Below are 24,964 nucleotides of genomic sequence, written 5' to 3'. Positions count from 1 at the left end.
CGATCGTTCGCTTTACCGAACGCTGGAGGGTCGATGAACCGAACGCGTGTGGTCGTCCTCGGCGCGGGGATCGTCGGCGCCGCGTGCGCCCGTGAGCTGACCCTGGCGGGATTCGACGTCGTGGTCGTGGATCGCGGCCGTCCCGCCGGAGGGACCACGTCGCACGGCGAGGGCAACATCCTGGTCTCCGACAAGGGTCCTGGCGCGGAACTCGAACTCGCGAAGCTCTCGATCGCGTTGTGGCCCCAGGTGGTCGCCGAGATCGCCGACGAGGACGCGCGTGCCGCTTCGTCGATCGAGTACGACCCCAAGGGCGGCATCGTCGTCGCCACCACGGACGACGGCGCCGTCGCGCTTGCCGCGTTCGCCGCCTCGCAACCCGGGGTCCGTGCGGAACCGTTGTCCCCCAAGGAACTCGCCGACGTCGAACCCGCGCTGACCCGCGAGGTGACCGCCGCGTTCCACTACCCGGAGGACGCGCAGGTCCAGCCCGCGGGCGCGGCGCTGGCCCTGCTGGGTTCTGCGCTGCGCCACGGCGCACGGCTGCGCTCCGACACCGAGGTCGTCGGCGCGAGCGTCCACAACGGACGGATCACCGGCGTCCGCGTGCCCGGCGAAGTGATCGAAGCCGACGTCGTCGTGAACGCCGCGGGCCCGTGGGCCGGCCAGGTGTCGGCGTGCTTGGGTGCCCCGATCGCCGTCCGCCCCCGCCGCGGTGAGGTACTGGTGACCACGCCGATGCCGGGTGTCGTCCGGCACAAGGTCTACGACGCCGATTACGTCGGCGCGGTCGGCGCCGATTCGGGGGAGTTGCAGACCTCGGCCGTCGTCGAGTCGACCTGGGGCGGCACCGTGCTGATCGGCTCTTCACGCCGCCGGGTGGGGTTCGACGAAACGATCCGCCCGGAGGTGCTGAGCGCCATCGCGGTCAAGGCGCTGCGGCTGTTCCCGTCGCTCGCCGACGCCGCGATCATGCGCGCGTACGGCGGCTTCCGGCCGTACGTCGACGATCACCTCCCGGTGCTCGGCGAGGATCCGCGGCTCGGAAACCTCTGGCACGCCACCGGGCACGAGGGCGCCGGGATCGGGCTGAGCGTCGGCACCGCGCGGTTGCTGCGGGAACTGCTCACCGGAACCGAACCCGCGATGCCGGTCGCGGAGTTCACTGTGGACCGTCCCGCGGTGGTGGCGGCATGAGCGGATGGCTGCTGCCGCGCGACCGCGATCCGGTGGACCGGACCGACCGGCCGATCACGATCAGCGTCGACGGCGAACCCGTGACCGGGATCGAGGGGCAGAGCGTGGCGGGGATGCTGCTCGCCGCGGGACGGACCTCCTGGCGGACCACGCGTTCCGGGGCCCCGCGCGGCGTGTTCTGTGGGATCGGCGCGTGTTTCGACTGCCTGCTCACGGTGAACGACGTGCCGGACGTCCGCGCGTGCCGCCGTCCGGCCGCCGACGGCGACGAAGTCCGCACCCAGTCACGGGAGGAGACCGCGTGAACGTGGTGATCGTCGGCTCCGGGCCCGCCGGGCTCGCGGCGGCCGAGCACGCGCTGCGGGCCGGTGCCCAGGTCACGGTGCTGGACCAGGCGGAGACCCCCGGCGGCCAGTACCACCGGATGCTTCCCGAGGTCTATGCGGCGAAGCGTCCGGACCGGATTCAGCACGGCAGGGCGGAGTTCGACCGGCGCCGCCGGGTGCTCGCGCATCCGCGATGCCGGTGGTGGCCCGGCTCCACCGTCTGGGCGTTCGACCGGGTGGAGAAGCGGGTGCACGTCCTGCGGGGACCGTCCGACGGCTCCGGACGGCGGCGGCTGACCCTCGTCCCGGACGCGCTGATCCTGGCGACCGGCGCGCACGACCGCACCCTGCCGTTCCCCGGCTGGGAGCTGCCCGGCGTGTACACCGCGGGCGCGGCCCAGGCGCTGGCGAAAGGGGAGCGGGTCGCGATCGGCGGGCGTGTCCTCGTCGCCGGTGCCGGGCCGTTCCTGCTGCCGGTCGCGGAATCCTTGCTGGGCGTCGGGGCCGAGGTGGTCGCGGTGCTGGAGGCGAACCCGGCCTCGACTGTCCGAAGAGGATGGTCGGACCGGCCGTGGCGCCTGGCCGCGCACGCCGGGAAGGCGGGTGAACTCGTGCGTTACGCCGCGACGCTGGCCAGGCACCGGGTCCCGTACCGGACGGGCCGGGCGGTGATCGAAGCCCGAGGCGCGGACCGCGTCCGCGAGGTCGTGACCGCGAAGGTCCGCGCGGATTGGTCCGTCGTCCCCGGCACCGAACGCGTCTACGAGGTCGACGCGGTCTGCGTCGGGCACGGTTTCAGCCCCCAGCCGGAACTGGCCGTCGCCGCGGGCTGCGTCCTGGACGACGGTTTCGTCCGGGTCGACGCCGTCCAACAGACCACAGTGGACGGTGTCTTCGCCGCGGGCGAGATCACCGGGATCGGCGGTGCGGTCACCGCCGCGGCCGAAGGCGCGGTCGCCGGCCGTGCCGCGGCGGGAGAAACGCCGGACGCGGCACTGGTCCGTGCCCGCGATCGGGCCCGCGCCTTCGCCGATCGGCTCGCCGCGGCCCATCCGATCGGCCCGGGCTGGCGAAGCTGGCTGCGCGAGGACACGATCGTCTGCCGCTGCGAGGAGACCACGTACCGCGAACTGACACGTGCGGCCGCGGACGAATCGTGTCCCGGCCCGCACGCGCTGAAACTCGGCACCCGGGCCGGACTCGGCCCGTGCCAAGGCCGGATCTGCGGCCCGGCCGTGTCCGAACTCTGCGGCGGGGCCGACCGGCACCACCGCCCGATCGCCCAGCCGATCCGGCTGGGCGAACTCGCCGCCCCAACCGAAGGAGAACCTGAATGAGCACCCCCGACCTCGGTGGCGTCGTCGTCGCGACCGCCCTTCCGTACCGGGAAGACGCGTCGGCGCCCGCCGGGCTGGCCGTGGACTACGACGCCTATGCGGCGCACTGCCGGTGGCTGGTCGACAACGGCTGCCGGGGCGTCGGCCCGAACGGTTCGCTCGGCGAATACTCCTCGCTGACCGACGAGGAGCGTCGCCGCGTCGCCCGGACCGCGATCGAAACCGTGGGCGACGACGGGATCGTCGTCGTCGGCGTGCACGGCCCCGGATCGCACCAGGCCAAGTACTGGGCCGAGGTCGCGGCCGAGGACGGTGCCGACGGTCTGCTGTGCCTGCCGCCCACGATGTACCGCGCGAACCGCGGTGAGGTGCTCGCGCACTTCGAGGCGGTGGCGTCGGTCGGCCTGCCGGTGATGGTCTACAACAACCCCATCGACACCAAGGTCGACCTCACCCCCGCGCTGCTCGCCGAGATCGCGCAGATCGACAACGTGGTCGCGGTCAAGGAGTTCTCCGGTGACGTCCGAAGGGTGCTGGAGATCCGCGAGCAGGCACCGGGCCTGGACGTGATCAGCGGCGCCGACGACGTCGTGCTGGAGAGCCTGCTGATGGGCGCGACCGGCTGGTTCGCCGGGTTCCCCAATGTGTTCCCGGCCGAGTCGGTGCGCCTGTTCGACCTGGCGCGGTCCGGCAAACTCGACGAGGCCAGGGCGCTCTACGAACCGCTGGTGGCCGCGTTCCGCTGGGACTCGCGCACCGAGTTCGTCCAGGCGATCAAACTCGGGATGGACCTGGTCGACCGGTACGGCGGGCCGTGCCGCCCGCCCCGGGGGCCGCTGACCGAAGAGCACCGCGAGCAGGTCACCGCCGACATGCGCCGCGCGCTCGCCTCGCTGGGGGTGGCGTAGGTGCGGTCGATCCGCTCGATCACCGCCGTCGATTCGCATACCGAGGGCATGCCGACCCGGGTGGTGACCGGCGGGGTCGGCGTCATCCCCGGCGACACGATGGCCGAACGCCGCCGGTACTTCATGGAGAACCTGGACCATCTGCGGCAGTTCCTGATGAACGAGCCGCGCGGTCACTCGGCGATGAGCGGCGCGATCCTGCAGCCGCCGACCCGGCCGGACGCCGACTGGGGGGTGGTGTACATCGAGGTGTCCGGCTGCCTGCCGATGTGCGGCCACGGCACCATCGGCGTCGCGACCGTGCTGGTGGAGACCGGCATGGTCGAGGTGACCGAACCGAAGACCGTGGTCCGGCTGGACACCCCGGCCGGGCTCGTGCACGCCGAGGTCGAGGTCCGCGACGGCCGCGCGGTCCGCGTCAAGCTGCGCAACGTCGCGTCGTTCCTCGCCGAGCGGGACGCCGTAGTCGAAGTGCCGGGGCTGGGCGAGGTTCGCTACGACCTGGCCTACGGCGGCAACTTCTACGCCATTCTCGAACTGTCCCAAGTGGACATTCCGTTCGATCGGGCGGAGAAGGACCGGATCCTCGCCGCGGGGCTGGACATCATGGCGGCCATCAACGACCAGCGGCCGCCGGAACATCCGGCCGATCCGCTGATCGGCGGCTGCAAACACGTCCAGTTCCTCGCCCCGGGTTCGGACGCCCGGGCGTCACAGAACGCGATGGCGATCCACCCGGGCTGGTTCGATCGGTCGCCTTGCGGCACCGGCACCTCCGCCAGGATGGCCCAGCTCCACGCCCGCGGCGAACTCCCGCTGCACACGCCGTTCGAGAACAGTTCGTTCATCGGCACCACGTTCACCGGCGAGCTGGTCGCGGAGACCACCGTCGGCGGCGTCCCCGCCGTGGTGCCGGAGTTCTCCGGCCGAGCCTGGATCACCGGCAACGCCACGTATCTGCTGGACCCGGACGACCCGTTCCCCGCGGGGTTCGTCCTCTAGCCCCTCTCCCCACCGCCGACCCGGGCCGCCCCGCGCGGTCCGGAAGGGATTTGTCATGCCCGAATCAACGACGATCCGGCCTCGGACCAAGCTTTTCTCCCGATCCGGGCTCTTCCGGCGCAAGTCCTTCGAGGGGCCCGACGAGGCCGGTCCCGGTGGGCTTCCCCGCACGATGGGCCTCTGGCAGCTGGTCTCGCTCAGCCTCGGCGGCCTGGTCGGCGCCGGTGTCTTCTCGCTGGCAGGGGTGGTCGCGAACCAGCAGGCCGGGCCCGGCGTGATGATCTCGTTCCTGATCGCGATCATCGCCAGCTCGGCGGCGGCCCTGTGCTACGCCGAATTCGCCGGGCTCATCCCGCGTGCCGGATCCGCGTACACGTACTCCTACGCGGCGCTGGGGGAAGTCGCGGGCTGGCTGATCGGCTGGGATCTGTTGCTGGAGTACACCGCGATCGTCGCCGTGGTCGCCATCGCGGTGTCCGGCTACCTGTCCTACGTCGTGGAGCAGGTCGGCCTGGACCTTCCGTCGTGGATGCTCGGGGCGCCGGGAACCGGGCCGGGGCACCGCGTCGACCTGTTCGCCGCGCTGCTGTGCCTGCTGCTGGCGTTCGTCCTTTCCCGTGGCAGCAAGCAATCCGCGCGGTTCGAAACGGCGCTGGTGGTGGTCAAGCTGGCGATCGTGGCGCTGGTCGTGGTCGCCGGCGCGTTCCACATCTCGGCGGGGAACTTCAGCCCGTTCCTGCCCTACGGTATCGGCGGCGCGGTCGCGGGCGCGGCGACGACGTTCTTCGCGGTGTACGGCTACGACGCGATGACGGCCGCCGCGGAGGAGAGCGTCGAGGCGAAACGGTTGCTGCCCAAGGCGATCATCGTGTCGCTCGCCATCGCGGCGGTGATCTACCTGCTGGTGTCCATCGTGCTGGTGGGCATGCAACGCTACGACCAGATCGACGTGCACAGCCCGTTCTCGAGCGCGCTGGCCGCGGTCGGACTGGCCGGACTGGCCGGGCTGGGCACGGTCGTCGCGGTCGGCGGCATCCTCGGGATCACCACGTCGGCGTTCGCGAACATGCTGGCGGTGTCGCGGATCTGGTTCGCGATGAGCCGGGACGGCCTGCTGCCGCGGTATTTCGCCCGCACCCACCCCCGGCGCAGGGTGCCGACGCGGGTGATCTGGCCGGTCGGGATCGGCTCGGCGGTGATCGCGGGCTTCCTGCCGATCAAGGAGGCCGCGGATCTGACGAACATCGGGATCCTGGCCGCGTTCATCGTCGTGTCGATCGCGGTGGTGGTGCTGCGGCGCACCCGGCCGGATCTTCCGCGCTCGTTCCGTACGCCGTGGGTCCCGTTCGTGCCGCTGGTCGGGGTGGCGTTCGCGGTGTGGCTGATCGCGAACCTGGACGCGCTGACCTGGCTGCGGTTCGCGGGCTGGATGGTGCTCGGGCTGGTGGTGTACGCCGTGTTCGGATTCCGGAACTCGGTGGAGAACCCGGAGAGGAAGGAAACATGAAGGAGATCGAGCGGGCGGCGGAGATCGCGGGCGCGTGGGCGGCGGTGTCGCCGACGACGCGAGCGGAGGTGATCACCGGGGTCGCCGACGCGCTGGACGCGGCCGGGCCGTCCCTGATCGAGATCGCCGACGCCGAAACCAGGCTGGGAACCGCACGGCTGACCGGTGAACTGGCCAGGACGACGTTCCAGCTACGGCTGCTCGCGGCCGGGAGCGGCGCGTACTACGACGTCCGGATCGACCGCGCCGACCCGTCGTGGCCACCCGGTCCGCGTCCGGAGCTGCGTCGTTATCGGACCGCGGTGGGGCCGGTGCTGGTGTTCGCCGCGAGCAACTTCCCGTTCGCGTTCAGCGTGGCGGGCGGAGACACGGCGTCGGCGTGGGTGGCCGGGTGCCCGGTGGTGGTCAAGGCGCATCCCGGACATCCGGAGCTGTCCCGCCGGACGGCGGCGATCATCGGCGAAGCCCTCGGCCCATGGGGTGACATCTTCGGCCTCGTCGAAGGAGAAGCCGTCGGCGTGGAGGCGCTGCGTCACCCGGCGATCGCGGCCGCCGCCTTCACCGGATCGGTGGCGGGCGGGCTCGCCCTGGCGCGGATCGCCGCCGAACGGCCGGTCCCGATCCCGTTCCACGGCGAGCTCGGCAGCGTCAACCCAGTGATTGTCCTGCCGGGCGCCGCGCGGGCCGAGGAACCGGCAGCGGGCTACGCCGGCTCGCTGACCCTGGGCAACGGCCAGTTCTGCACGAACCCGGGCCTGGTGTTCGTGCCGTCGGAGAGCCCGTTCGTGGAGCTCGTCGCCGAACGGTTGCGCGGGATCCCGGCCGCGCCGTTCCTGAACGACCGGATCGCGGCCGGCTTCGACGCCGGTGCCGAGCGGCTGACCGGCATCCCGGGCATGCGTGAGGTCGTCGCCGGTCCTGGTCCTCGGCTGCTCGAGATCGACCTGGCCGACTTCGTGCCTGAAGCGGCCGAAGAGTGCTTCGGCCCGCTGGGCGTCGTCGTGCGGTACTCACGGCTTTCCGATGTCCTGCCGGTGCTGTCGGCGTTGCCCGGCCAGCTCACGACGACGGTGCACGCGCTGCCCGAAGAGTCGTCCGAGGTCGAGGCGCTGCGGCCGGTGCTGGCCGACCGCAGCGGGCGGATCCTGTGGGGCGGCTGGCCGACCGGGGTCGCGGTGACCGCCGCGATGCAGCACGGCGGACCGTTCCCGGCGACGACGTCTCCGGCGTCGACGTCGGTCGGGACGGCGGCGGTGGAGCGCTTCCTGCGTCCGGTGTCCTATCAGGACTGGCCTTCGCACCTGCTGCCGGAGCCGTTGCGGGACGAGAATCCTTGGGATGTCCCGCAACACTTCTCGTGAGGCAGGAAATGAAGGCCTCCTTGAGGGACCCAGAGTCCCTCAAGGAGGCCTTCACGGACAGCGCAGGGTGACCGCCAGAAGTCAGGCCGACACGACGGTCCCGCCCTGCACCACGTACCGGAACTTCTCCGGCTCGGCCAGCACGCCGACGTCCTCCAGCGGATCCCGGTCGACGACCACCAGATCCGCGTGCGCGCCCGGCGCGAGCGTGCCGATCTCGCCGGTCAGGTTCAGCAGATCCGCCGCCGTCGACGTCGCGGAGCGGATCACCGCCAGCGCGGACTGCACCTCGCCGCGCAACCGGAACTCGTGATTCTGGTGCCGGTGCATCCCGCCGAGGAGATCACTGCCGTACACCAGTTTCACCCCGCCGCGCGCGGCCCGCTCCAAAGCCGCCATACCCGCGCCGAGCACCTCGTCGACCTTGCGCCAGCTGGATTCCGGCAACCCGTGCTCGCGCCCTTCCTCCTTCAGCGCCCAGTACGTCACCAGGGTCGGCACGAGGTACGCGTCGTGCCGGAGGAACAGCTCGACACTCAGGTCGTCGATCAGGTTGCCGTGTTCGATCGACCGGACACCGAGCTCCAGTGCGCGATTCACCGCACGGGCGGTGTAGGCGTGCGCGGCGACGTAGCGGTTGGCCGCCTCCGCCTCTTCGACGATGGCGCGCAGTTCCTCGCCGGAGTACTGCGTCGAGTCGATCCGGTCGGTGGGGGAGGCGACGCCGCCGGAGGCCATCACCTTGATGTGGTGCGCTCCCTTGCGCAGTTCGTCGCGCGCGGCCGCGCGGACCGCGTCGACCCCGGCGGCGACCCGGCCGAGACCGGCGCAGCACGGGTGGTCTTCGCTGGTGTTGGCGCCGCGTGTCCGGCTGTCGCCGTGTCCGCCGGTCTGGCTCAGCGCGCGACCGCAGAACAACAGGCGCGGGCCGCGGAACAAGCCTTCGGCCTGCGCGTCGGCGAGACCGTAGTCCGCGCCGGAAGCGTCGCGGACCGTCGTGAAACCGCGGTCCAGCATCCGGCTCATGGTGCGGGCACTGTGCGCGGTCACGTACGACGGTGACGACGCGGGCAGCGACCCGAGATCCGCGGTGGACGCGGTGACGTGCACGTGGGCGTCGACGAGCCCGGGCAGCACGAACGCTCCGCGCAGGTCCTCGGTCCGCGCGTCGTCCGCGGTGAGCCCGGTGCCGATCTCGACGATCCGCCCGTCGGCGCACCGGAGGTCGCCCTCGGTGTACTCGCCGGTGACCGGGTCGAGCAGGCGGGCGTCGCGCAGCAGCAGCGATCCGTTCATCGGGTCTCCTCCAGGAGTTCGCGCAGGGCCGGGACCGCCAACGGTGCCAGAGATCGCGCCATCGCGACGGAATCGTCGTCGTAGTGGCCCTCCGCGTCGAGGAGGTTGAGGACACCGAGGGTCCGGCCCTCGTCGACCACCGGCACGTTGATCACCGCGCCGCAGCCGAGGCTGTCGATGAGTTCGTGGTCGGCGAAGATCTCCCGCACCGCCGCGCTGTCCGGCCCGAAGTACGGCTCCTGGCCGGTGATGCACCGGTCCAGCCAGCCGGCGGCGACCTCGACGGTCTTCTCACCGCCGACCGGGTATTCGACGGGGTGGCTGCTGTGCACTCGCCGCAGCGCCCGCCGCTCGGGCACCCAGGCCAGCACGGTGAACAGCCGTACGCCGATCGTGGCTCGGGTCTTATCCTCCACAGTGGACAGTGACACGGTCACTTCGTCATCTCCTTGGCGGTCTTCACGGGCGCGCCGTGTTCGGTCAGTTCTTCCAGGGAACGGCCGGCGGTGGACAGGCCGAACACGACCACGCACACCACCCCGGCCGCCAGGACGGCGGTGGTGAGGCCGAAGACGCCCGCGAAGCCGAGGCTCGCGGCGGACAGGCCGATGATCGTCGGGGCCAGGATGCTGCCGACCCGGCCGAACGCGCTGGACAGCCCGGTGCCGCTGGCGCGGATCCAGGTCGGGAACACCTCGGGGGTGTAGGAGTACACGCCGGCGTACGTGCCGTTGAGGAAGAACGACAGCACCGCCCCGGCGAGGGTGATCGACCACGGCGCGTCCATCTGGCTCAGCCAGAACGCGCTCACCGCCGAGCCCGCGAGGTACAACGCGATGGTGTGCTTGCGGTCGAGCCGTTCCGACAGCCACGCGGCGGAGAAGTACCCGGGGATCTGCGCCAGGTAGATGATGATCGAGAACTCGAAGCTCTTGGTCACCGTGATACCTCGCTCGACGAGCAGGGTCGGGATCCAGGAGAAGAAGCCGTAGTAGGAGAACGTGATCACGAACCACACGGTCCAGATCACCGCGGTGCGGCGGGCCATGGCCGGGCTCCACAGAAACTTCAACGCGCTGAGCAGATTGACCTTGGGGGTCTCCGTCGCGGGCTGCGCCTCGGCCTCGGCGACGGCCGGAAGTGCTTGCCCTGTCGCCTTTTCGACGTCCCGTTCCAGTTTCGAGACGATCTTCTCCGCCTCGGCATGACGTCCGTTCGCGACCAGGAACCTCGGTGATTCCGGCAGGGATCGGCGCCACCACAGCAGCATGACGATCGGCAGCGCGGTGATCAGCTGCGCGACCCGCCAGCCCTCCGGCACCGTCGGGACGACGAACCGCCCGATCAGCGCGGCCATGACGAATCCGAACGAGAAGAACCCGGCCAGCGCTCCGACGAACCAGCCGCGGCGTTTGGCGGGGACGAATTCCGACAGGAACGGCGCGATGATCGCGCTTTCGGCGCCCGCGCCCGCCCCGGCCAGCACCCGCGCGCCCAGGAAGACCTCGTAGTTGGGGGAGAAGGCCGCGACCACGGAGAACACCGCGTAGAAGGCCAGCGCGTACATCATGACCTTCTTGCGGCCGATGCGGTCGCCCAGCAGGCCGGCGGCGATCGCGCCGAAGAGGAAGCCGAACGGCGTCGCCGAACCGATGAGCCCGAGCTGGCCGTTGTCGAGACCCCAGGCGGCTTTCGCGCTCGGCAGGAGGAAGGCGACGACGGCGGAGTCCATGCCGTCGAAGGTGTAGCCGAGTCCGCCGATGAGCAGGAGTTTGTAATGGGGACGGCTCAGCGGGAGCCGGTCCAGTCGTGCCAGAAGCGTCATGGGGAACGCCTTCCGTGGTTCGGGCGACTAGGAGAGACGAGAGTGCGGACAACGTATACTGCGTTTCGGCAAAACTGCAATGGTTGTTGCAAGTGGTTCGACGGGCACGATGCGTTACCGTGACGCGGTCGAGGGAGGGCGTGCGTGACAGAGACGGGAACCGACGACGGTTTCGAGGCGTGGCTGCGGGATCGGACACCGGAACGCGGCCTGCGGCCGAAGTCGGCCGCGGTGCTCGAAGTGCTGGTCTCGCAACCGCGCCGGGCGTCGTTCGGCTCGACGGCCGAGCTCGCCCAGCTCGCCGGGGTCAACGTCGCCACCGTCACCCGGACGGCGCAGGCGCTCGGGTTCGCCGGATGGCCGGCGTTGCAACAGGAGTTGCGGGCGAGGTACATGTCGTCGCTGAGCGCGCCGCAGGTCGCCGAGGAACATCGGGACGTCGACTCGCCGGGGTCGGCGTCGTTGCGCCGGGACCTCGACAGTCTCGCCCTGCTGAACCGGCGGTTCGCCGAGGACGAGATCCGCCAGGTCGCCGAGGCCGTCGCGGGGGCGCGCCGCACGGTCGTCATCGCCGACGGCAGTTACGCCGCGGTCGGGATCGCGTTCGCGCACAACGCCCGGCTCGCCGGGTACGACGTCCACGCGATCACCGCGGGCGACGCCGAACTCGCCAACGCCACGGCGAAGCTCTCCTCCGAAGACGTGCTGATCGCGATCAGTTTCTGGCGCCTGTACGAAAGCACCGTGCTCGCCGCGAACGAGGCGAAGGCCAGGGGAGCGCGTGCGTTCGCCATCACCGACGCGGCGAGTCCCGCGCTGGCGGGCGCCGTCGAGCAGGTGCTGATGGTGCCGGCCGAAGGCGTGACCTTCTTCCCGTCGCTGACCGCGGGGATGAGCCTGGTGCAGGCGATCGTCGCACAACTGGCCGCCGTCGACCCGGTCCGCACCGGTGAGTCGATCGAGGCGGCCGAGGCCATGTGGTCGCGGTTCGACCTGCTGCACCGCCGCCCGGGGTCGGCCGATCGGACAGTGCCGAAAAGGTCGACCGGCGGAGGCGTCTCCGCCGGATGACCGATCCGCCGCCCCCTGCCGGGAGGCGATCCTGGTTCCAGGCCGCCGGAACAGGCGGCACGGGATCGAGGAGGACGAAATGACCATCATCGAGACTTTGGGTGCCTACGCCGGGATCGCTCTTCTGGCGCTGATGGCGGCGACGCCGCTGCTGGTCGAACTCGACCAGCGGTTCCCGGCCACCCGCCGGGCGAAGGCGGCCGAACGGGAACGCCCGATGCCCGCCGGACTCGCGTCAGCGTGACGCAGAGCACAGGGACTACCTCACGTGAGTGATTCGCGCTCCGCCAATTCGTAACTTTGTGTCGCGTTATGGAACGCTCTGTGACGTGACCGTGGATTTCTGCACCAACGCCCAGCCCTCCGACACCTTCGCGGAGTTCCGGAGGAACGTCGACGAACTGACCCAGGCGTTCATCGACGCCTGCCGTCAGGGCCGTACGCCGGGCGACGCTTCTCTCGACCTGCTGCAGCGGGTTCATCGCGAAGACCGCAACTGGGTCGTCGTCCACCTGACCTTCGCCATCGCGGCGCTCGCGCATCAGCGAACGCTGTCGCCCGCCGACGCCGTCACCCGGCCAGGTGGCGTGACGGGTGCGCCGGAGCGCGCGTTGTTAGCTTCCGCGAGTGACTGATCCGACCATCTCCGCGATCATCGCGGTGTTCGCGGGTTTCGTGCTCGCGGGCTTCCTGGCCGTCCCGTACATCGCCGCGAGCTACCGGCGCCGCGGCGAACTCGGGTTCTGGCGGATCCTGCTGGTGTTCGGGTTCCTGGTCTACGCCATGTCGCTGTGGACGTACACCTTGCTCCCCATCCCGGAGACGACGACGGCGTGGTGCGCCGAACACGCGTCCAGCCATCTGCAACTGCGCCCGTTCCAGTTCGTCGCCGACATCCGCCGTGAACAGACCGGCGTGGGGCTGCGGGCGTTCCTGCGTAATCCGGCCGTCCAGCAGGCGGTGTTCAATGTCGCCTTGTTCGTGCCGCTGGGGATGTTCGTCCGGCACCTGTTCCGGCGGGGTTTCCTCACCACAGTCGCCCTCGGCTTCGCGGTCTCGCTGTTCATCGAATGCACCCAGCTGACCGGCGTCTGGTTCCTGTTCGAGTGCCCGTACCGGCTGGCCGACGTGGACGACCTGCTGACCAACACCCTCGGCGCCGCGGTCGGTTTCGGGCTCGCCCCGCTCCTGCGGCTGCTGCCGGGGAACGAACCGTCCGCGCCGCCCGGGACACCGCGGCCGGTCACCGCGCGCCGCCGCCTGCTCGGGATGGCCGTCGACGTCGTGTCCGTCATCCTGCTCGGCACCACGGTTGGGATCGTGACGACCGTGCTCGTCGGCGAACCGAACACCGTGGTCACCGCGCTGATCGGCACCTTCCTGCCCGCGCTGCTCCTTCTGTTCGTCATCCCGGTCGCGGGCAACGGCGCGAGCTTCGGCCAGCGCGTCGTGTTACTGCGGCCTACCGGCCCGGACGGCGGGAAGCCTTCGCTGTGGCGGATGATCGTGCGATTCCTGACCGGGTCCGGGGGCTACTTCACGTTGCTCACCTTGGCGTCGGTGGTCAACGGCGGATTCGAGCCGCTGGCGAACCTGTTGTTCTTCGCCAGCGGAATCCTCGCGATCCGGCCCGAAGGTCACCAAGGACTTTCCGGGCTGGTCGCCGGCCTGCGGATGGCCGACGTGCGGGCGTTCGACGACCAGGAGGTGCCCAGTCTCGTGAGCGGCAAGGACGGTTAGGACCGTCCTGGCGAGGTGGTCGGCGCGGAAGAGCGACCGGGGTGAAGGCTCCCTTCACCGCATTGGACGCGGCGAAGGGAGCCTTCACCCCACCATCGACCCGCCCGCGACCAAACCGGAACCGTCCTTACCGCTCACGAGGTTCGCCACCCGATCGGGTTGACCGGGCCGTTCCCGCGAGTCATTGCGCCTGGCAGGAGGCACGGGCCGGAACACTCGCCCGGTGAACGTGGAGTCGATGGACGACGTGGCCGACTGCCTGCTGTCGGTGGCCTGGAACATCTTCCCGTTGATGGGGAAACCTCCCGCGAGCCCGGGGAACCGGGCGGAGGAGATCCGGACCCTGCTCGTCGACGCCTGCCACGACGCCGGGATGCGGGCCCGCGAATGGGCCGCGGCACACGGAGCGGGAACCGAAGAGGAACGCCGTCCTTTCCTGCGTCTCGCGGAGATCGGGACCGACGCGAACCTGTTCCTGGGCATGGTTTCCGGCACGCTGGTCGCGGATCCCGAACGGATCCGGCACCGCTGGGCGGAGATCGAGACGCTCGTCATCGAGGCGGGGGAGCTCGCCGCGCTGATCGAGGGGCGACCGGAGGACCGGCCGCCCCTCGCCGCGGGAGATCAGTCCTTTTCCAGCTTCAGGTCGTAGCGGTCGAGTACCTCCTTGACGGGCTGGAAGAACGTGGTGCCGCCTTCACTGCAGTCACCGGAGCCGCCCGACGTCATGCCCTGGGCCTGCACCAGTTTCGTGCCGGAGCCAGACGAAGGACGGCTGACGAACGACCCGCCGGAGTCGCCGGGCTCGGCGCAGGCGTCGGTCTGGGTGAGGCCTCGCACGATGTTCCCGTTGCCGTAGTTCACCGTCTGGTCGAGCGCTTCGACCCGCCCGCAGTGCCAGTGGGTGGTGATCCCGGACCGGCAGACCCGGCCGCCGACGCCGACCACGTCCGCGCCTTCGATCCGCACGTCGGACCCGTCCTCGTAGCGGTCGACCCGGGGCGGGGTCGAGACGTCGGAATGTGTCACCTCGACCGTCCCGTAGTCGTTGCCGGGGAAGGACGACCTCGCGACCTTGCCGATCGTGCCGCCGACGCCGCGCACGGTGCCGCCGAGTTCCGTGCAGTGGCCCGCGGTGATCACGTAATGATCGTCATCGTCGTAGGCGTTGAACCCGACCGAACACGCGCCACCGCTGAAGTACAGACCCTGCCCGCCGACCACACTCCACAACGGTCGCGGCGCGCTCTTCACGTGCTCCACCCGCACCGGCACGCCCGCGGAGCCGGCCCACGCGCGGCCCGCGGGATCGCCGCCCACCACGCTCACGACGACCTCGTTCGCGGGCACGTCGACGTACCAGCCGGCGACCGACCCGGGTAGCCCCTCGGTTCTGTTGTCCAAAGTGGACTGGATCGTCTTCAGTTCGGCGGCGCTGTGCCTGAGTACCTTCGGAATCGCGCCCGCGGAGCGGATCCTTGCCGACTGGCGCGCGTCGGTGGTGCCGACGACCAGTTCGCCGGTCGTGGTGTCCAGCCAGGAACCGGCGAACGCGGTGCCGAGCGAAGTGCCGAGTTTCTGCTGCGCCGCGGCCAAAGCAGCCGGTCCGGCAGCCTCGTTCAGCACCGATGTCGCCGCCGAAGCCGGGGTCGCGAAGGCGGTGACGGCCGCGGCGGCGCCGATCAGCACGGTCAAGGTGCGCAGGGGGTGTCGGATCACGAAAACCTCCAGGAAATCCAGTGCGGGAAACGTTCCTCATTCGACGTTACGACAGGGGACACCGGGCGAATGCCGCCATTTGAGTAGCGCTGGGAATTCGCCTTTCCGGCTCAATGGAATGGGCACCCCTCACTCTTGTGAGTGGAAACTGCACGATTTGCCGTCCCCGATTCCCTGACCGGTCAACGACTGAAAGCGACGTGCGTACGTCCGTTCGGGAAAGCGGCGTTCAAAGCCGGAAAACGTGGATCACCTGATGGTGTCGGCGCTGAACCCGTTCGTCCGCATCGGTGACGAACGCGTTTCTTTCACCAGCAGGAAACGAGGCCCGCCGTGAACATCAGGCCGACGGTGAGCACGGGCGGGGCGAACAGGGCCAGCGTCCCGCCCGCGACGGCCCGCACCCGTTCCGGAAATCGAGCGGGCTCGCTCGGATGCCGCGCCAGCCAGCGCAGCCGGAGCGCGGTGTCGCCGCCGGCGGCCTGGATCGACAACAGGGCCGACCGCACGGTGTCCGGTCCGTGCCCGGCCGCGGCCGCCCGGTCGGCGGCCAGTTCGACCAGCAGCCGGACGGCGCCCGGGAGTTCGCGCATCAGCGGGACGAACCGCAGCGTGCGGCCGAGTGTTTCGGCGCAACCGGCCAGGAAGTGATGTCTGCCGCGCAGATGAGCGCGCTCATGGGCGAGCACGGCGGCCAATTCGCGGGACGACAGTCTTCCGGCCAGGCCCTTGCTCGCGACGATCAGGCCGTCGCGGCCGCCGAGGCTGTAGGCGATCGGACGATCGTCGGGAAGCCACAGGGTCGGCCCGGGCCGCGCGCCGGACAGCCGGAGCACGTCGAGATGGCGCCGGTGCACCAGCGTGCTGCGTTTCCGCCGCCGGGCGGTGGACAGCGCGAGCCGGGCCGCCGCGATCACGAGCGCGGTGGCGGCGAAGGTCCCGGCGACCGGATCGAGGCCCGGAAGGCCGCTGTGGCCGACGGCCGCCCAGCATTCGTGGAGGATCCGGGTGATGGCCCCGGCAGGTCCGTGGTCCGGCAGGACGAGGAGCAGGACGGCGCCGAGCGTGCCGGCGAGGACGCCTGCCGCGGTCAGCAGCCACCACGCGAGCGCCGTGCCGGGGCTGATCCCGCCGGCGGTCAGCCTGCCCAGCAGCCGGGGTGAGAACCAGCCGGTCACCACCACGCCGAACAGGAGCACCGCCGCCAGGATCATCGCTTGCCGGGCTTCCGGCGCAGGGCCCGCCGCAGGATGTCCGACTCCTCTTCGGTGACCGAGCGCGCGAAATGCAGCAGCACGGACTCCCGGTCTTCCGAAGCGTCGAGGAGTTCGCGAAGGCTTTGCGCGGTGGCTTCCTCGCGGGTCGCCACGGCGCGGTAGCGGTACGCGCGATTCTCCATTTCGCGTTCGACCCATTCCTTGCGGTGCAGGTTGTCCAGCACGGTCATCACCGTGGTGTAGGCGAGATCGCGATGCCGGTTGATCGCCTCGAGGACCTGGCGCACCCGCAAGGGTTCCGCCGCGTCCCAGAGCACGTCCATCACCGACGCTTCGAGCTCGCCCAGCCGTTGCATGACACCTCCGCCGGGAAGGATACTGTGCCGCTCCCGCTCAGCCGACGACGCGCCGTGCGCCCATCAGGTGCCCGTCGCCCTTGACCGAACGGACGTCGACGAGCTGGCCTTCGGTCGGCGCGTCGACCATCTTGCCGCTGCCGACGTACATGCCGACGTGGTGGATGGCGCCGGGATTGCCGGTGCCGTCGTCGTAGAAGACGAGGTCGCCGGGGACGAGCGCGTCCAGCGGGACGGGCTTCCCCACGGTGAACTGCTGACGGCTGGTGCGCGGCAGGGAGATGCCCGCCTGCTTGTACGCCCACGACGTCAGGCCGGAGCAGTCGAATTCGCTCGGGCCGGTGGCGCCCCATTCGTACTGTGAGCCGCGTTTGGACAGCGCCGCCTGCAGCGCGTCGTTCGCGGCGCCGGGCGGGCCGAGATAGGAGCCCTTGTCCTGGACCTTGCCGAGTTTCGCCTTGTCCGCGGCCGGCAGTTCGCCGAGCGCCTGCCGCACCTTGGCGATCTGGTCGTCGAGGTCCTTCTTGCGGGTGCGGACCTGCTCCAGTGCCACCGTCGCGTCGTTGGCCGCGAGCTGGGCCGTTTCCCGCGCGTCCGCGGCCGTGGCGCGTGCCGCCTGTGCCTTCCCGAGCGCGTCACGCAGGCCGTTCAACGCCTTGGCCTTCTCGTCGGCCAGGACCGACAGTGCCGAGGATCGGTCGAGGAACTCCTGTCTGCTGCCGCTGTCGAGCAGCAGGACGGCGTTGCCGAGCCGCTCGCCGCTCATCGCGGACCGCGCGATCGCCTCGACCTGGGGCCGGAAACGATCGATCGCCGACTGGGCCTGCGTGAGATCGCCGTCGGCCCGGCCGAGGGCCGCCGTCGCCTGGTCGCGTTCGGTCTCGCGCGTCTTCAGCCGGTCCTGGGATTCCTGCAGGTCCTCGTCGGCCTTGGCCGCCTGTGCGCCGAGTTCCTGATAGCGCCGCATCGGATCCTGGCCGTCCGGCGCCGGTTGCGCGCTCGCGGGGAGCGCGCCGAAGCCGAGGAGCATGAGGGCGGCGGTGGCGGCGAGGGGATGCCGCGGCGAGCGCCGATATGAGGTCACGGGTGCCGAATCTCCTGTCGCGCAGGTGCAACTATCGCGCCTAGTAGTACGGGGACGGATGTGAGTGCCCGGTGAAGTCCTACTAAGACGGCTAGTACTAGGGCTCATGGGAGATGTTGTCGATCTTTGCTACGGTGGGAACCGTGAGTGTCTCTTCGGCTACTCTTCGTCGACTCGTGGTGGCTTTGCTGCTGCTGGTCGTGGCGGGTTCGGGAACCGTCGCCTGCCTGGACGGGCACGGCGAGGCCATCGCCGTCACGTCGGCTTCCCATGACTTCTCGTGCCCGCCGCGCGAGGGACACGTGCACGCCCGCCCGCTCACCGAACTCGCCGTGCGAAACGAGGATTCGCCCTCCACGCCGGACCTTCCGTCTCCGGCGGTTCGCGTGCTTTCGCCTGCGGCGCAAGAGAAGGCACGATCGCTCCCCGCCGCCCGGAGCGGACACCGGATACTCGTCGAACTGTGCGTTTCGCGGACGTGACGGACCTCGCGCCGTCCTGTCCCCGTCCACACCGCACAGAAAGACGAATCCTCGATGAACGCTGTCTTGCCCCAGCGCGCGGCGCTCGCCGTCGGCAACACGCCCGTGCTCTGGATCGACGAACGACTCACCGGCTCCGGTAAGGGTTTCTGGGCCAAACTGGAGGGCTTCAACCCCGGCGGCATGAAGGACCGCCCCGCGTTGCACATGGTGGCGGCGGCCAAGGCCCGCGGCGACCTGGCCGACGGCGCGACGATCGTCGAGTCGACCAGCGGGACGCTCGGGCTCGGGCTCGCGCTGGCCGGGATCGTCCACGGGCATCCGGTCACCCTCGTCACCGATCCCGGCATGGAGCCCATCGTGCGGCGGATGCTCACCGCGCACGGCACCCGCGTCGACCTCGTCACCGAGCCCCATCCGGTGGGCGGCTGGCAGCAGGCGCGCCGCAACCGGGTCCGGCGGGTGCTGGCGGAGCAGCCCGGTTCCTGGTGCCCCGACCAGTACCACAACCCGGACAACGTCGACGCGTACACGGGCTTGGCCGAGGAACTGGCCGCGCAACTGGGCCGGATCGACCTGCTGGTGTGCTCGGTCGGCACCGGCGGGCATTCGGCCGGGACCTTCCGCGCGCTGCGGCGGTATTCCCCGCATCTGCGCCTGATCGGCGTGGACACCGTCGGTTCGACGATCTTCGGTCAGCCCGCCACCTCGCGGCTCATGCGCGGCCTAGGGTCGAGCATCCATCCGCGCAACGTCGACTACGACGCGTTCGAGGAGGTCCACTGGGTCGCCCCGGCCGAAGCGGTGTGGACCTGCCGCCGTCTCGCCGCCGCCCAGTACGCGACCGGCGGCTGGAGCGTCGGCGCGGTCGCCCTCGTGGCCGCCTGGCTGGCGCGCACGCACGATCCGGACGTGCGGATCGCCGCGATCTTCCCCGACGGCCCCCAGCGCTACTTCGACACCGTCTACAACGACGAGTACTGCGCGGGACACGGGCTGCTCGACGTGGTCCCGGCGCGGGAGCCGGACGTCATCGGCCACCCCGGCGAACGCGTGGTGGAACGCTGGACCCGATGCCGCACGATCGTGGATCCCGCGCGGTGACCGGGTTCGCGGAGCGGTTCCGGTCGTTCGACCGGCCCAGCAAGGTGCTGATGGTCAACCAGTTCACCATCAACGTCGGGTTCTACATGCTGATGCCGTACCTGGCGGGCTACCTCGCGGGCCCGCTGGGGCTGGCGGGCTGGGCCGTCGGCCTGGTGCTGGGCATCCGCAACTTCTCGCAGCAGGGCATGTTCCTGGTCGGGGGCACGCTGGCCGACCGGTTCGGCTACAAACCGCTCATCGTCGCCGGATGCGTGCTGAGGACGGCGGGGTTCGCGTTGTTGAGCGTGACTTCGTCGTTGCCGTCGCTGATCGTCGCGTCCGCGGCCACCGGTTTCGCCGGGGCGCTGTTCAATCCGGCGGTGCGCGCCTATCTGGCCGCGGACGCGGGGGAGCGGCGGCTCGAGGCCTTCTCGGTGTTCAACGTGTTCTACCAGGGCGGGATCCTGGCCGGGCCGGTGGTCGGGCTCGCGCTGACCGCCGTCGACTTCCGGCTGACCTGCCTGGTCGCCGCCGCGGTCTTCGGCGTCCTGACCGTGGTGCAGGTGCGGGCGCTGCCCGCGCACGACAACGGGCGGGACCGCTCGTCGGTCTGGTCGGATTGGCGCGTCGTCGTGGCGAACCGGTCGTTCCTGCTCTTCGCGCTGGTCATGATCGGCTCGTACGTGCTGTCCTTCCAGACCTATCTGGCGCTTCCGATGGAGGCACGGCGGATCACCGGATCGGAGACGTCGGCGACCGTGCTCATCGCCGGGCTGTTCGTGATCTCGGGCGGCCTCGCGATCGCCGGGCAGCTCAAGATCACGGCCTGGTTCAAGGACCGGTGGCCGCCCGGCATCTGCCTGGCCATGGGCATGACGTTCATGGCCGCGGCCTTCGTCGCGCCGCTGGCCGTCGCCAGGGCGGCCCCGGTCGTCGCGGGAGCCGGACTGCTCGTCTCCGCGGCCCTGCTGGCCGTGGGAACGGTAGTCGTCTTCCCGTTCGAAATGGACACCGTCGTGCGGCTCTCCGGCGACCGGCTCGTCGCCACGCATTACGGCTTCTACAACACGATCGTCGGCGTGGGCATCCTCCTCGGGAATCTGTTCACCGGCACCGTTTTCGACCTCGCGCGCCGGGCCGGTTTCCCGGAGTTCCCGTGGCTCGCCCTGACGGTGATCGGGGCCGTCTGCGCCTTCGGGTTGCGTGGTCTCGACCGGAGCCGCCTTCAGACGAGCGTCGTCCAGTAACTCCAGAAGGCCTGCAGGACCGCGACGGTGATGGCGGCGTACCAGACCACGAGCACCACGCTGTGGTACCGGACCGCCGCCCTCACCTCCGGTCCTTTGTGGAGGTTGTGCAGGGTCGTGTACCAGAAGACGGCGATGGTGACCGCCCACACGACCATGCAGTAGGGGCACAGCGCGCCGATGACGTACAGGCTCTGGATCATCAGCCAGTGCACGAACACGACACCGAGCGCCGAACCGATCTGGAGGCCCAGCCAGTACCACCGGGGCAGCCGTGCTCCGCCGAGCAGGGCGACCCCGGTCGTGACCACGACGCCGAATCCGGCGATCCCCAGCAACGGATTGGGGAAGCCGAACAGTTCCGCCTGCGGCGTCTTCATGATCGAGCCGCAGCTGAGGACCGGGTTGACACTGCAGGTCGGGATGTAGGAGAAATCCTTGAGCAGCCGGATCTTCTCGATGGTGAGGACGAACGAGGCCAGCAGGCCGATCGCGCCGCCGACGAGCAGCACCCACGGCGTCACGCGGACGGCGAACGGCTTCACTTGGCCAGTTCCCGGTCGATGACCGCCTTGAGGCCCTGATAGGACGGTGACCCCGAGAACTTCACGCCGTTGACGAAGAACGTCGGTGTGCCCTCGACGCCGATGTTCGCCCCGTCGGTGCGGTCGGCGAGCACCCGGCCGAGCGTGACCTGGTCGTCCAGCGCCGTCTCGAAGGCCTTCAGGTCGAGGCCCAGCTGCCGCGCGAAGCCGAGGAAGGTTTCGCGATGGGAGACCTGCTGGTCGCCCCATTCCGGCTGCTTCTCGAACATCAGGCGGTACATCGGTTCGAGCTTGCCCTGTTTGCCGGCCGCTTCCACGGCGCGGGCGGCGAGCTCGGCGTTCCGGTGGCTGGGGATGGGGAAGTAGCGCATGACGAAGGTGACCCGGTCGCCGTACTCGGCGCGGAGCCGCTCGACGCCGGGGAACGCGGCCCCGCACGCCTCGCATTCGAGGTCGAGGAACTCCACGACGGTCACCTTGCTGCCCGGCGGGTCGGAGAGCCGGTGGCTGTCCGGCCGGACGAGGATCGACGCGGGGACCACCGGAGGCGCGTCCGCCTGCGCGGCGGGGGTGTCTTCACCGAGATTGGTGAAGACGAGCAACGCGGCCACCACCGCGATCACGACGGCCACGACCGTCAGGGAAACCTTGGTGTTCTTGGTCATTCTGTTGTGTCCTTGGCTTGGTTCCGGCAACTGGAAACGGCGGAGGCTAGGCCGGATCAGGTACGGGAAACGCAGAGCCGGACAAGGGGTGGGGTGCTCGAAGAACACCTCGCCGGTGAGGTCGGCGGCACTCCGGCCTGACGGTGCCGATGGTGCCGGACGAGCAGGAAGAGCACGGCGAGCAGCGCCAGGCCGATACCGGTGAGATCGTCGAGGTGATTGTCCGTGACGGGCTGCTCCGCCGGGCTCAGCCGGGACGTCGCCGGCTCGCATTCGTCGGCCGGGCCGGTGACGTGCGTCGCTTCGGCGGCGAACAGGGGAGCGCAGGGTGAGCCGGCCGCCGCGGCGCCGTCACTGCACAGCGCGCCTTGCAGCAGGGCGACGGCGGTGAGCACGGCCAGCACGGCGAAAAGCCGCGCGGTCGTCCTCACTGTCCCTCTGCCGGTCACGCGAACAGGGTAAAGGCGACCTTGTAAAGCCGAGGCGAACCCGGACAAAACGACCTGCAGTGGTCGGCGATCCCGAGTGGAAGGACGTGCCGTGCCCAGGTTCAAGGATGTCTACGCTGTTCTGCCGGTGTCGGACCATGCCGCCGCGGCCGCCTGGTACGAGCGCTGGATCGGGCGGCGACCCGACACCGAACCCATGGAAGGCGTCGCCGAGTGGCGGATCGCCGGGAGCGCGGGCATCCAGGTCGCCCACGATCCGGAACCCGCGGGCAAGAGCACCGTGGTCATCGTCGTCGAAGACATCGACGAGACCGTCGGCGACCTCGCGGAACGCGGCGCGGAATGCGGCCCGGTCCAGGACTTCGGCTTCGTCAAGTTGACGGAGATCGTGGATCCGGACGGCAACAAGGTCACCTTCGTCTGGGAGAACCCCTCGCCGGAGTGACCGGGCCAATTCTTTCCGGAAGATGACGGCATCGCGCTCGCCGTTGCCCGTGGCGGGCCGCCGATGGTCCGATTCCCTCCGTCATCGACACTGGAGGGAATTCCATGAAGCATCCGAGGCGCAAGGCTTTCGCGCTGGCACTGCTCGTCCCGCTCGCCGCTCTCGTCGCGGTGCCCGGCGCGGAGGCGGCGACCGAACGCACGATCAAGGTCGTCACCTACAACGTGGGCGACGCGGGCGGGCTCAAGGCCGACCTCGTCCGTCTCATCGAGACCGAACGTCCCGCCGTCCTGGGGCTGCAGGAGGTCGCCGATCGCGAGGACGTCGTGCGGGAGGCCGCGGCGGCGACCGGCTATGTCGCCATCTACGAGACGGACCGCCGCGCGATCAAGCACAACGCCATCCTGGTGCGCGGCAACATGAACATCACCGGCCACGGCGCGGGCGAGATCTCACCCGCGTCCAAAGTGGACCCGTCCACGCCCGGCACCGGGCCCGCCGAGCCCGGTGACTGCGGCTGCTGGGTGCCGCCCAAGTACGTCAACTGGGTGCGGGTGGGAGGCGCCGGCTTCGAGTGGGTCGTCGGCGTCGTGCACCTGACGCCGTCCGCGCAGCGGTTCGAGCTCAACCGCGAACTGCACAACCTGCAGGTCCGTAACACCGCGGACTGGTACTCGTCGCGGGTGGCCGAACCGATCGTCATGGGCGACTTCAACGCGGAGCCGGGTTCGGACCTGATGGCCGGGATGCGGCGCGTGGCCGATTCCTACAGCGCGCCGAGTCACGGCGACAGGTCCATCGACCACGTGTGGGCGAAGAAGGACTCGGCCGGGTCCGCCGTGGACGCCCTCGGCGGCTACGGGAGCGACCACCGCCCGGTGCGCGCCCGGGTGACGGTGACCCGATGATGCGGCGCGCCCTGATCGCCCTCCTGTGCGGTGTCGGCCTTCTGACCGCCGGGCCGAGCGCCACAGCCGAAACCGGGCCCCGCGACGAGTCACTGGACTTCCGGTTTCCGGCGGCGGATCTGATGCGGGTCCCGGAGACGAACACCTACGTCGCGGTCGGGGCGAGCGTCCCCGGCAAGAAGCTTCCGTACACGAAGGTCGAGTTCAGCGGCGGAACCTTCCAGCGCCGGGGCGCTGTCGACGGCGATGCCTGGGACGGCGTCACGTTCCCCGCGGGCTATTGGGCGAGACCGGACTCTCCACTGTGGACACCGGCCTTGTTCGCGCATCAGGAGGACGGACGTGTCGTCTACTACGTCTTCTACAGCGCGGCACTTCCCGGCCCCGAGCCCGCCGGGCAGGCGAAGCACTGCATCGGCTACGCGACCTCGTTCCGTGCCACGGGCGGTTTCGTCGCCAACGCGGATCCGCTGTTCTGCCCTGATCGCGGATGGGCGATCGACGCCGACGTGAGCAGGGGACAGGGCGAGGTGTGGCTGACCCTGCGCAACGGGGCTTGGACGCAAGACCGCGTCACCGCCCTCGGTGCCGCCAAGCTGGAGTTCGACCGGCCCCGCCACGTGCGGCGGATAGCGGAAGCCGACGCGAAGAAGCTCATCGACAACGCGAACCTCGAGTGGACGCATCACAACAGTCCGGCCGACGACGTCCTCACGATCGAGAATCCCAACGCCGTCCGCATCGACGGGGACTGGTATCTCTTCTACTCGGGGAACAACTGGTACGCGAACCGCTACTCCACCGGCGTCGCCTACTGCGGCACCGCGCTGACGGACAACCGATGCACCCCGATGGCCGAGCAGCGCGCGTACTTCTCCTACGAGCCCGATCCGGACGGCGAGCCGCGGTTCCGGCCGGGCCTGCCGGACAAGTTCCGCAAGAAGAACCTGCCGGGCAACAAGCGGGGCCCCGGCGCGTTCAACGCCTTCCAGGCGCCGGACGGGTCGTGGTGGGCTTCGTGGAACTACATCACCGACGCGAGCCCGTTGCCGCAGGAGGATCCCTCGCCGGAACGACGGAGCCGGATCGCTCGATTGACGAAGACCGGGAGCGGGGCCACGGCCGAGTTCAGCGTGAGCTGGTGACCAGGGGAAATCGGGTCTCCGCGGCCGAGGTTGCCGCGGAGACCCG

At 70.2% G+C, this 24,964-nt stretch carries 28 protein-coding genes; 18 read left to right on the top strand and 10 right to left on the bottom strand.

The features are described 5' to 3' along the window. The first annotated feature begins 33 nt into the window (after nucleotides 1–33). The 7 genes from DMC61_RS20125 to DMC61_RS20095 are packed head-to-tail and all read left to right on the top strand — an operon-like array spanning nucleotide 34 to nucleotide 7,638. Nucleotides 34–1,197 carry an FAD-binding oxidoreductase gene (locus DMC61_RS20125; protein WP_125690596.1) on the top strand — a complete coding sequence of 388 codons (1,164 nt, stop codon included), beginning with the start codon at nucleotides 34–36 and terminating at the stop codon, nucleotides 1,195–1,197. After that, a complete protein-coding gene (locus DMC61_RS20120; RefSeq protein ID WP_125690595.1) occupies nucleotides 1,194–1,502 on the top strand; it encodes a (2Fe-2S)-binding protein in 309 nt (102 codons plus the stop codon). Before DMC61_RS20125 ends, DMC61_RS20120 begins: the two co-directional genes overlap by 4 nt. Continuing rightward, nucleotides 1,499–2,860, top strand: a complete 1,362-nt coding sequence (locus DMC61_RS20115; RefSeq protein ID WP_125690594.1) for an FAD-dependent oxidoreductase — start codon at nucleotides 1,499–1,501, stop codon at nucleotides 2,858–2,860. Before DMC61_RS20120 ends, DMC61_RS20115 begins: the two co-directional genes overlap by 4 nt. Continuing rightward, nucleotides 2,857–3,768, top strand: coding sequence for a dihydrodipicolinate synthase family protein (locus tag DMC61_RS20110; protein ID WP_125690593.1), 912 nt, complete (start codon nucleotides 2,857–2,859; stop codon nucleotides 3,766–3,768). Before DMC61_RS20115 ends, DMC61_RS20110 begins: the two co-directional genes overlap by 4 nt. Next, nucleotides 3,769–4,770, top strand: a complete 1,002-nt coding sequence (locus DMC61_RS20105; RefSeq protein WP_125690592.1) for a proline racemase family protein — start codon at nucleotides 3,769–3,771, stop codon at nucleotides 4,768–4,770. A gap of 55 nt (nucleotides 4,771–4,825) precedes the next feature. Beyond that, the gene (locus tag DMC61_RS20100) at nucleotides 4,826–6,277 is read left to right on the top strand and encodes an amino acid permease (RefSeq protein ID WP_125690591.1); all 1,452 of its coding nucleotides are present in this window, start codon (nucleotides 4,826–4,828) and stop codon (nucleotides 6,275–6,277) included. After that, nucleotides 6,274–7,638, top strand: a complete 1,365-nt coding sequence (locus DMC61_RS20095) for an aldehyde dehydrogenase (NADP(+)) (protein ID WP_125690590.1) — start codon at nucleotides 6,274–6,276, stop codon at nucleotides 7,636–7,638. The genes DMC61_RS20100 and DMC61_RS20095 overlap by 4 nt, the downstream gene beginning before the upstream one ends. An 81-nt stretch (nucleotides 7,639–7,719) precedes the next feature. Here DMC61_RS20095 and DMC61_RS20090 read toward each other — a convergent pair whose 3' ends face one another. Genes DMC61_RS20090 through DMC61_RS20080 form a run of 3 tightly spaced genes read right to left on the bottom strand, consistent with a single transcriptional unit; the run spans nucleotide 7,720 to nucleotide 10,759 of the window. Next, complete coding sequence (locus DMC61_RS20090; protein ID WP_125690589.1) at nucleotides 7,720–8,934, bottom strand: amidohydrolase family protein; 1,215 nt, start codon at nucleotides 8,932–8,934, stop codon at nucleotides 7,720–7,722. After that, nucleotides 8,931–9,371, bottom strand: coding sequence for a GAF domain-containing protein (locus DMC61_RS20085; RefSeq protein ID WP_016333976.1), 441 nt, complete (start codon nucleotides 9,369–9,371; stop codon nucleotides 8,931–8,933). Before DMC61_RS20085 ends, DMC61_RS20090 begins: the two co-directional genes overlap by 4 nt. Beyond that, on the bottom strand, nucleotides 9,368–10,759 hold the full coding sequence (locus tag DMC61_RS20080) for an MFS transporter (protein ID WP_125690588.1): 1,392 nt from the start codon (nucleotides 10,757–10,759) through the stop codon (nucleotides 9,368–9,370). Before DMC61_RS20080 ends, DMC61_RS20085 begins: the two co-directional genes overlap by 4 nt. Before the next feature lie 144 nt (nucleotides 10,760–10,903). On the opposite strand from DMC61_RS20080, the gene DMC61_RS20075 reads away from it, so the two are divergent. The 5 genes from DMC61_RS20075 to DMC61_RS20060 all read left to right on the top strand — a co-directional run bounded on the left by DMC61_RS20075 (nucleotide 10,904) and on the right by DMC61_RS20060 (nucleotide 14,222). After that, complete coding sequence (locus DMC61_RS20075; RefSeq protein WP_125690587.1) at nucleotides 10,904–11,830, top strand: MurR/RpiR family transcriptional regulator; 927 nt, start codon at nucleotides 10,904–10,906, stop codon at nucleotides 11,828–11,830. Between the two features lie 79 nt (nucleotides 11,831–11,909). Next, entirely contained in the window at nucleotides 11,910–12,074 is a 165-nt protein-coding gene (locus DMC61_RS41180; RefSeq protein WP_158634120.1) for a hypothetical protein, read from the top strand. Nucleotides 12,075–12,159: 85 nt separating this feature from the next. Continuing rightward, the gene (locus DMC61_RS20070; protein WP_125690586.1) at nucleotides 12,160–12,465 is read left to right on the top strand and encodes a hypothetical protein; all 306 of its coding nucleotides are present in this window, start codon (nucleotides 12,160–12,162) and stop codon (nucleotides 12,463–12,465) included. Further along, complete coding sequence (locus DMC61_RS20065; protein WP_125690585.1) at nucleotides 12,458–13,570, top strand: VanZ family protein; 1,113 nt, start codon at nucleotides 12,458–12,460, stop codon at nucleotides 13,568–13,570. The genes DMC61_RS20070 and DMC61_RS20065 overlap by 8 nt, the downstream gene beginning before the upstream one ends. Before the next feature lie 223 nt (nucleotides 13,571–13,793). Then, on the top strand, nucleotides 13,794–14,222 hold the full coding sequence (locus DMC61_RS20060; RefSeq protein WP_125690584.1) for a hypothetical protein: 429 nt from the start codon (nucleotides 13,794–13,796) through the stop codon (nucleotides 14,220–14,222). On the opposite strand, the gene DMC61_RS20055 is transcribed toward DMC61_RS20060, so the two are convergent. The 4 genes from DMC61_RS20055 to DMC61_RS20040 form a co-directional block, all read right to left on the bottom strand. After that, entirely contained in the window at nucleotides 14,195–15,289 is a 1,095-nt protein-coding gene (locus DMC61_RS20055) for a S1 family peptidase (protein WP_125690583.1), read from the bottom strand. The two genes, DMC61_RS20060 and DMC61_RS20055, sit on opposite strands and share 28 nt — an antisense overlap. A 308-nt stretch (nucleotides 15,290–15,597) precedes the next feature. Beyond that, entirely contained in the window at nucleotides 15,598–16,503 is a 906-nt protein-coding gene (locus tag DMC61_RS20050) for a M56 family metallopeptidase (RefSeq protein WP_125690582.1), read from the bottom strand. Next, nucleotides 16,500–16,862 (bottom strand): BlaI/MecI/CopY family transcriptional regulator, encoded by a 363-nt coding sequence (locus DMC61_RS20045; RefSeq protein ID WP_016333984.1) that lies wholly within the window; start codon nucleotides 16,860–16,862, stop codon nucleotides 16,500–16,502. The genes DMC61_RS20050 and DMC61_RS20045 overlap by 4 nt, the downstream gene beginning before the upstream one ends. 37 nt (nucleotides 16,863–16,899) lie before the next feature. Next, nucleotides 16,900–17,946: a C40 family peptidase gene (locus DMC61_RS20040; RefSeq protein WP_125690581.1), complete on the bottom strand. Its 1,047-nt coding sequence runs from the start codon at nucleotides 17,944–17,946 to the stop codon at nucleotides 16,900–16,902. A gap of 179 nt (nucleotides 17,947–18,125) precedes the next feature. On the opposite strand from DMC61_RS20040, the gene DMC61_RS20035 reads away from it, so the two are divergent. Genes DMC61_RS20035 through DMC61_RS20025 form a run of 3 tightly spaced genes read left to right on the top strand, consistent with a single transcriptional unit; the run spans nucleotide 18,126 to nucleotide 20,761 of the window. Further along, entirely contained in the window at nucleotides 18,126–18,428 is a 303-nt protein-coding gene (locus DMC61_RS20035) for a hypothetical protein (RefSeq protein WP_233594873.1), read from the top strand. Between the two features lie 54 nt (nucleotides 18,429–18,482). Continuing rightward, a complete protein-coding gene (locus tag DMC61_RS20030; protein WP_125690580.1) occupies nucleotides 18,483–19,532 on the top strand; it encodes a PLP-dependent cysteine synthase family protein in 1,050 nt (349 codons plus the stop codon). Further along, nucleotides 19,529–20,761: an MDR family MFS transporter gene (locus tag DMC61_RS20025; RefSeq protein ID WP_370456424.1), complete on the top strand. Its 1,233-nt coding sequence runs from the start codon at nucleotides 19,529–19,531 to the stop codon at nucleotides 20,759–20,761. Before DMC61_RS20030 ends, DMC61_RS20025 begins: the two co-directional genes overlap by 4 nt. Here the strand turns inward: DMC61_RS20025 and DMC61_RS20020 are convergent. From DMC61_RS20020 to DMC61_RS20010, 3 genes are read right to left on the bottom strand one after another with little or no spacing between them, the layout of a single operon-like run. Next, nucleotides 20,740–21,306: a vitamin K epoxide reductase family protein gene (locus tag DMC61_RS20020; protein ID WP_125690578.1), complete on the bottom strand. Its 567-nt coding sequence runs from the start codon at nucleotides 21,304–21,306 to the stop codon at nucleotides 20,740–20,742. The genes DMC61_RS20025 and DMC61_RS20020 overlap by 22 nt on opposite strands. Next, nucleotides 21,303–21,971: a thioredoxin domain-containing protein gene (locus DMC61_RS20015; protein ID WP_125690577.1), complete on the bottom strand. Its 669-nt coding sequence runs from the start codon at nucleotides 21,969–21,971 to the stop codon at nucleotides 21,303–21,305. The genes DMC61_RS20020 and DMC61_RS20015 overlap by 4 nt, the downstream gene beginning before the upstream one ends. A 56-nt stretch (nucleotides 21,972–22,027) precedes the next feature. Then, entirely contained in the window at nucleotides 22,028–22,420 is a 393-nt protein-coding gene (locus DMC61_RS20010) for a hypothetical protein (protein ID WP_233594872.1), read from the bottom strand. Between the two features lie 91 nt (nucleotides 22,421–22,511). Between DMC61_RS20010 and DMC61_RS20005 the strand changes: the two genes are divergently transcribed. The 3 genes from DMC61_RS20005 (at nucleotide 22,512) to DMC61_RS19995 (ending at nucleotide 24,918) form a co-directional block, all read left to right on the top strand. Beyond that, complete coding sequence (locus DMC61_RS20005; protein ID WP_125690576.1) at nucleotides 22,512–22,865, top strand: VOC family protein; 354 nt, start codon at nucleotides 22,512–22,514, stop codon at nucleotides 22,863–22,865. A 104-nt stretch (nucleotides 22,866–22,969) separates the two neighbouring features. Next, complete coding sequence (locus tag DMC61_RS20000; RefSeq protein WP_125690575.1) at nucleotides 22,970–23,773, top strand: endonuclease/exonuclease/phosphatase family protein; 804 nt, start codon at nucleotides 22,970–22,972, stop codon at nucleotides 23,771–23,773. After that, nucleotides 23,770–24,918 (top strand): family 43 glycosylhydrolase, encoded by a 1,149-nt coding sequence (locus DMC61_RS19995; protein ID WP_125690574.1) that lies wholly within the window; start codon nucleotides 23,770–23,772, stop codon nucleotides 24,916–24,918. Before DMC61_RS20000 ends, DMC61_RS19995 begins: the two co-directional genes overlap by 4 nt. Nucleotides 24,919–24,964 lie beyond the last annotated feature (46 nt).

It is taken from the genome of Amycolatopsis sp. WAC 04169 (genome assembly GCF_003947535.1).
GTDB classification, from domain to species: domain Bacteria; phylum Actinomycetota; class Actinomycetes; order Mycobacteriales; family Pseudonocardiaceae; genus Amycolatopsis; species Amycolatopsis keratiniphila.
This window is presented reverse-complemented; position numbering and strand designations above follow the sequence as displayed.

Excerpts from the sequence above, each read along its gene's own strand:
- DMC61_RS19995 (WP_125690574.1), top strand. The coding sequence starts at position 23,770 with ATGATGCGGCGCGCCCTGATCGCCCTCCTGTGCGGTGTCGGCCTTCTG.
- DMC61_RS20015 (WP_125690577.1), bottom strand. The coding sequence starts at position 21,971 with ATGACCAAGAACACCAAGGTTTCCCTGACGGTCGTGGCCGTCGTGATC.
- DMC61_RS20110 (WP_125690593.1), top strand. The coding sequence starts at position 2,857 with ATGAGCACCCCCGACCTCGGTGGCGTCGTCGTCGCGACCGCCCTTCCG.
- DMC61_RS20095 (WP_125690590.1), top strand. The coding sequence starts at position 6,274 with ATGAAGGAGATCGAGCGGGCGGCGGAGATCGCGGGCGCGTGGGCGGCG.
- DMC61_RS20120 (WP_125690595.1), top strand. The coding sequence starts at position 1,194 with ATGAGCGGATGGCTGCTGCCGCGCGACCGCGATCCGGTGGACCGGACC.
- DMC61_RS41180 (WP_158634120.1), top strand. The coding sequence starts at position 11,910 with ATGACCATCATCGAGACTTTGGGTGCCTACGCCGGGATCGCTCTTCTG.
- DMC61_RS20030 (WP_125690580.1), top strand. The coding sequence starts at position 18,483 with ATGAACGCTGTCTTGCCCCAGCGCGCGGCGCTCGCCGTCGGCAACACG.
- DMC61_RS20100 (WP_125690591.1), top strand. The coding sequence starts at position 4,826 with ATGCCCGAATCAACGACGATCCGGCCTCGGACCAAGCTTTTCTCCCGA.
- DMC61_RS20090 (WP_125690589.1), bottom strand. The coding sequence starts at position 8,934 with ATGAACGGATCGCTGCTGCTGCGCGACGCCCGCCTGCTCGACCCGGTC.
- DMC61_RS20080 (WP_125690588.1), bottom strand. The coding sequence starts at position 10,759 with ATGACGCTTCTGGCACGACTGGACCGGCTCCCGCTGAGCCGTCCCCAT.
- DMC61_RS20050 (WP_125690582.1), bottom strand. The coding sequence starts at position 16,503 with ATGATCCTGGCGGCGGTGCTCCTGTTCGGCGTGGTGGTGACCGGCTGG.
- DMC61_RS20000 (WP_125690575.1), top strand. The coding sequence starts at position 22,970 with ATGAAGCATCCGAGGCGCAAGGCTTTCGCGCTGGCACTGCTCGTCCCG.
- DMC61_RS20045 (WP_016333984.1), bottom strand. The coding sequence starts at position 16,862 with ATGCAACGGCTGGGCGAGCTCGAAGCGTCGGTGATGGACGTGCTCTGG.
- DMC61_RS20125 (WP_125690596.1), top strand. The coding sequence starts at position 34 with ATGAACCGAACGCGTGTGGTCGTCCTCGGCGCGGGGATCGTCGGCGCC.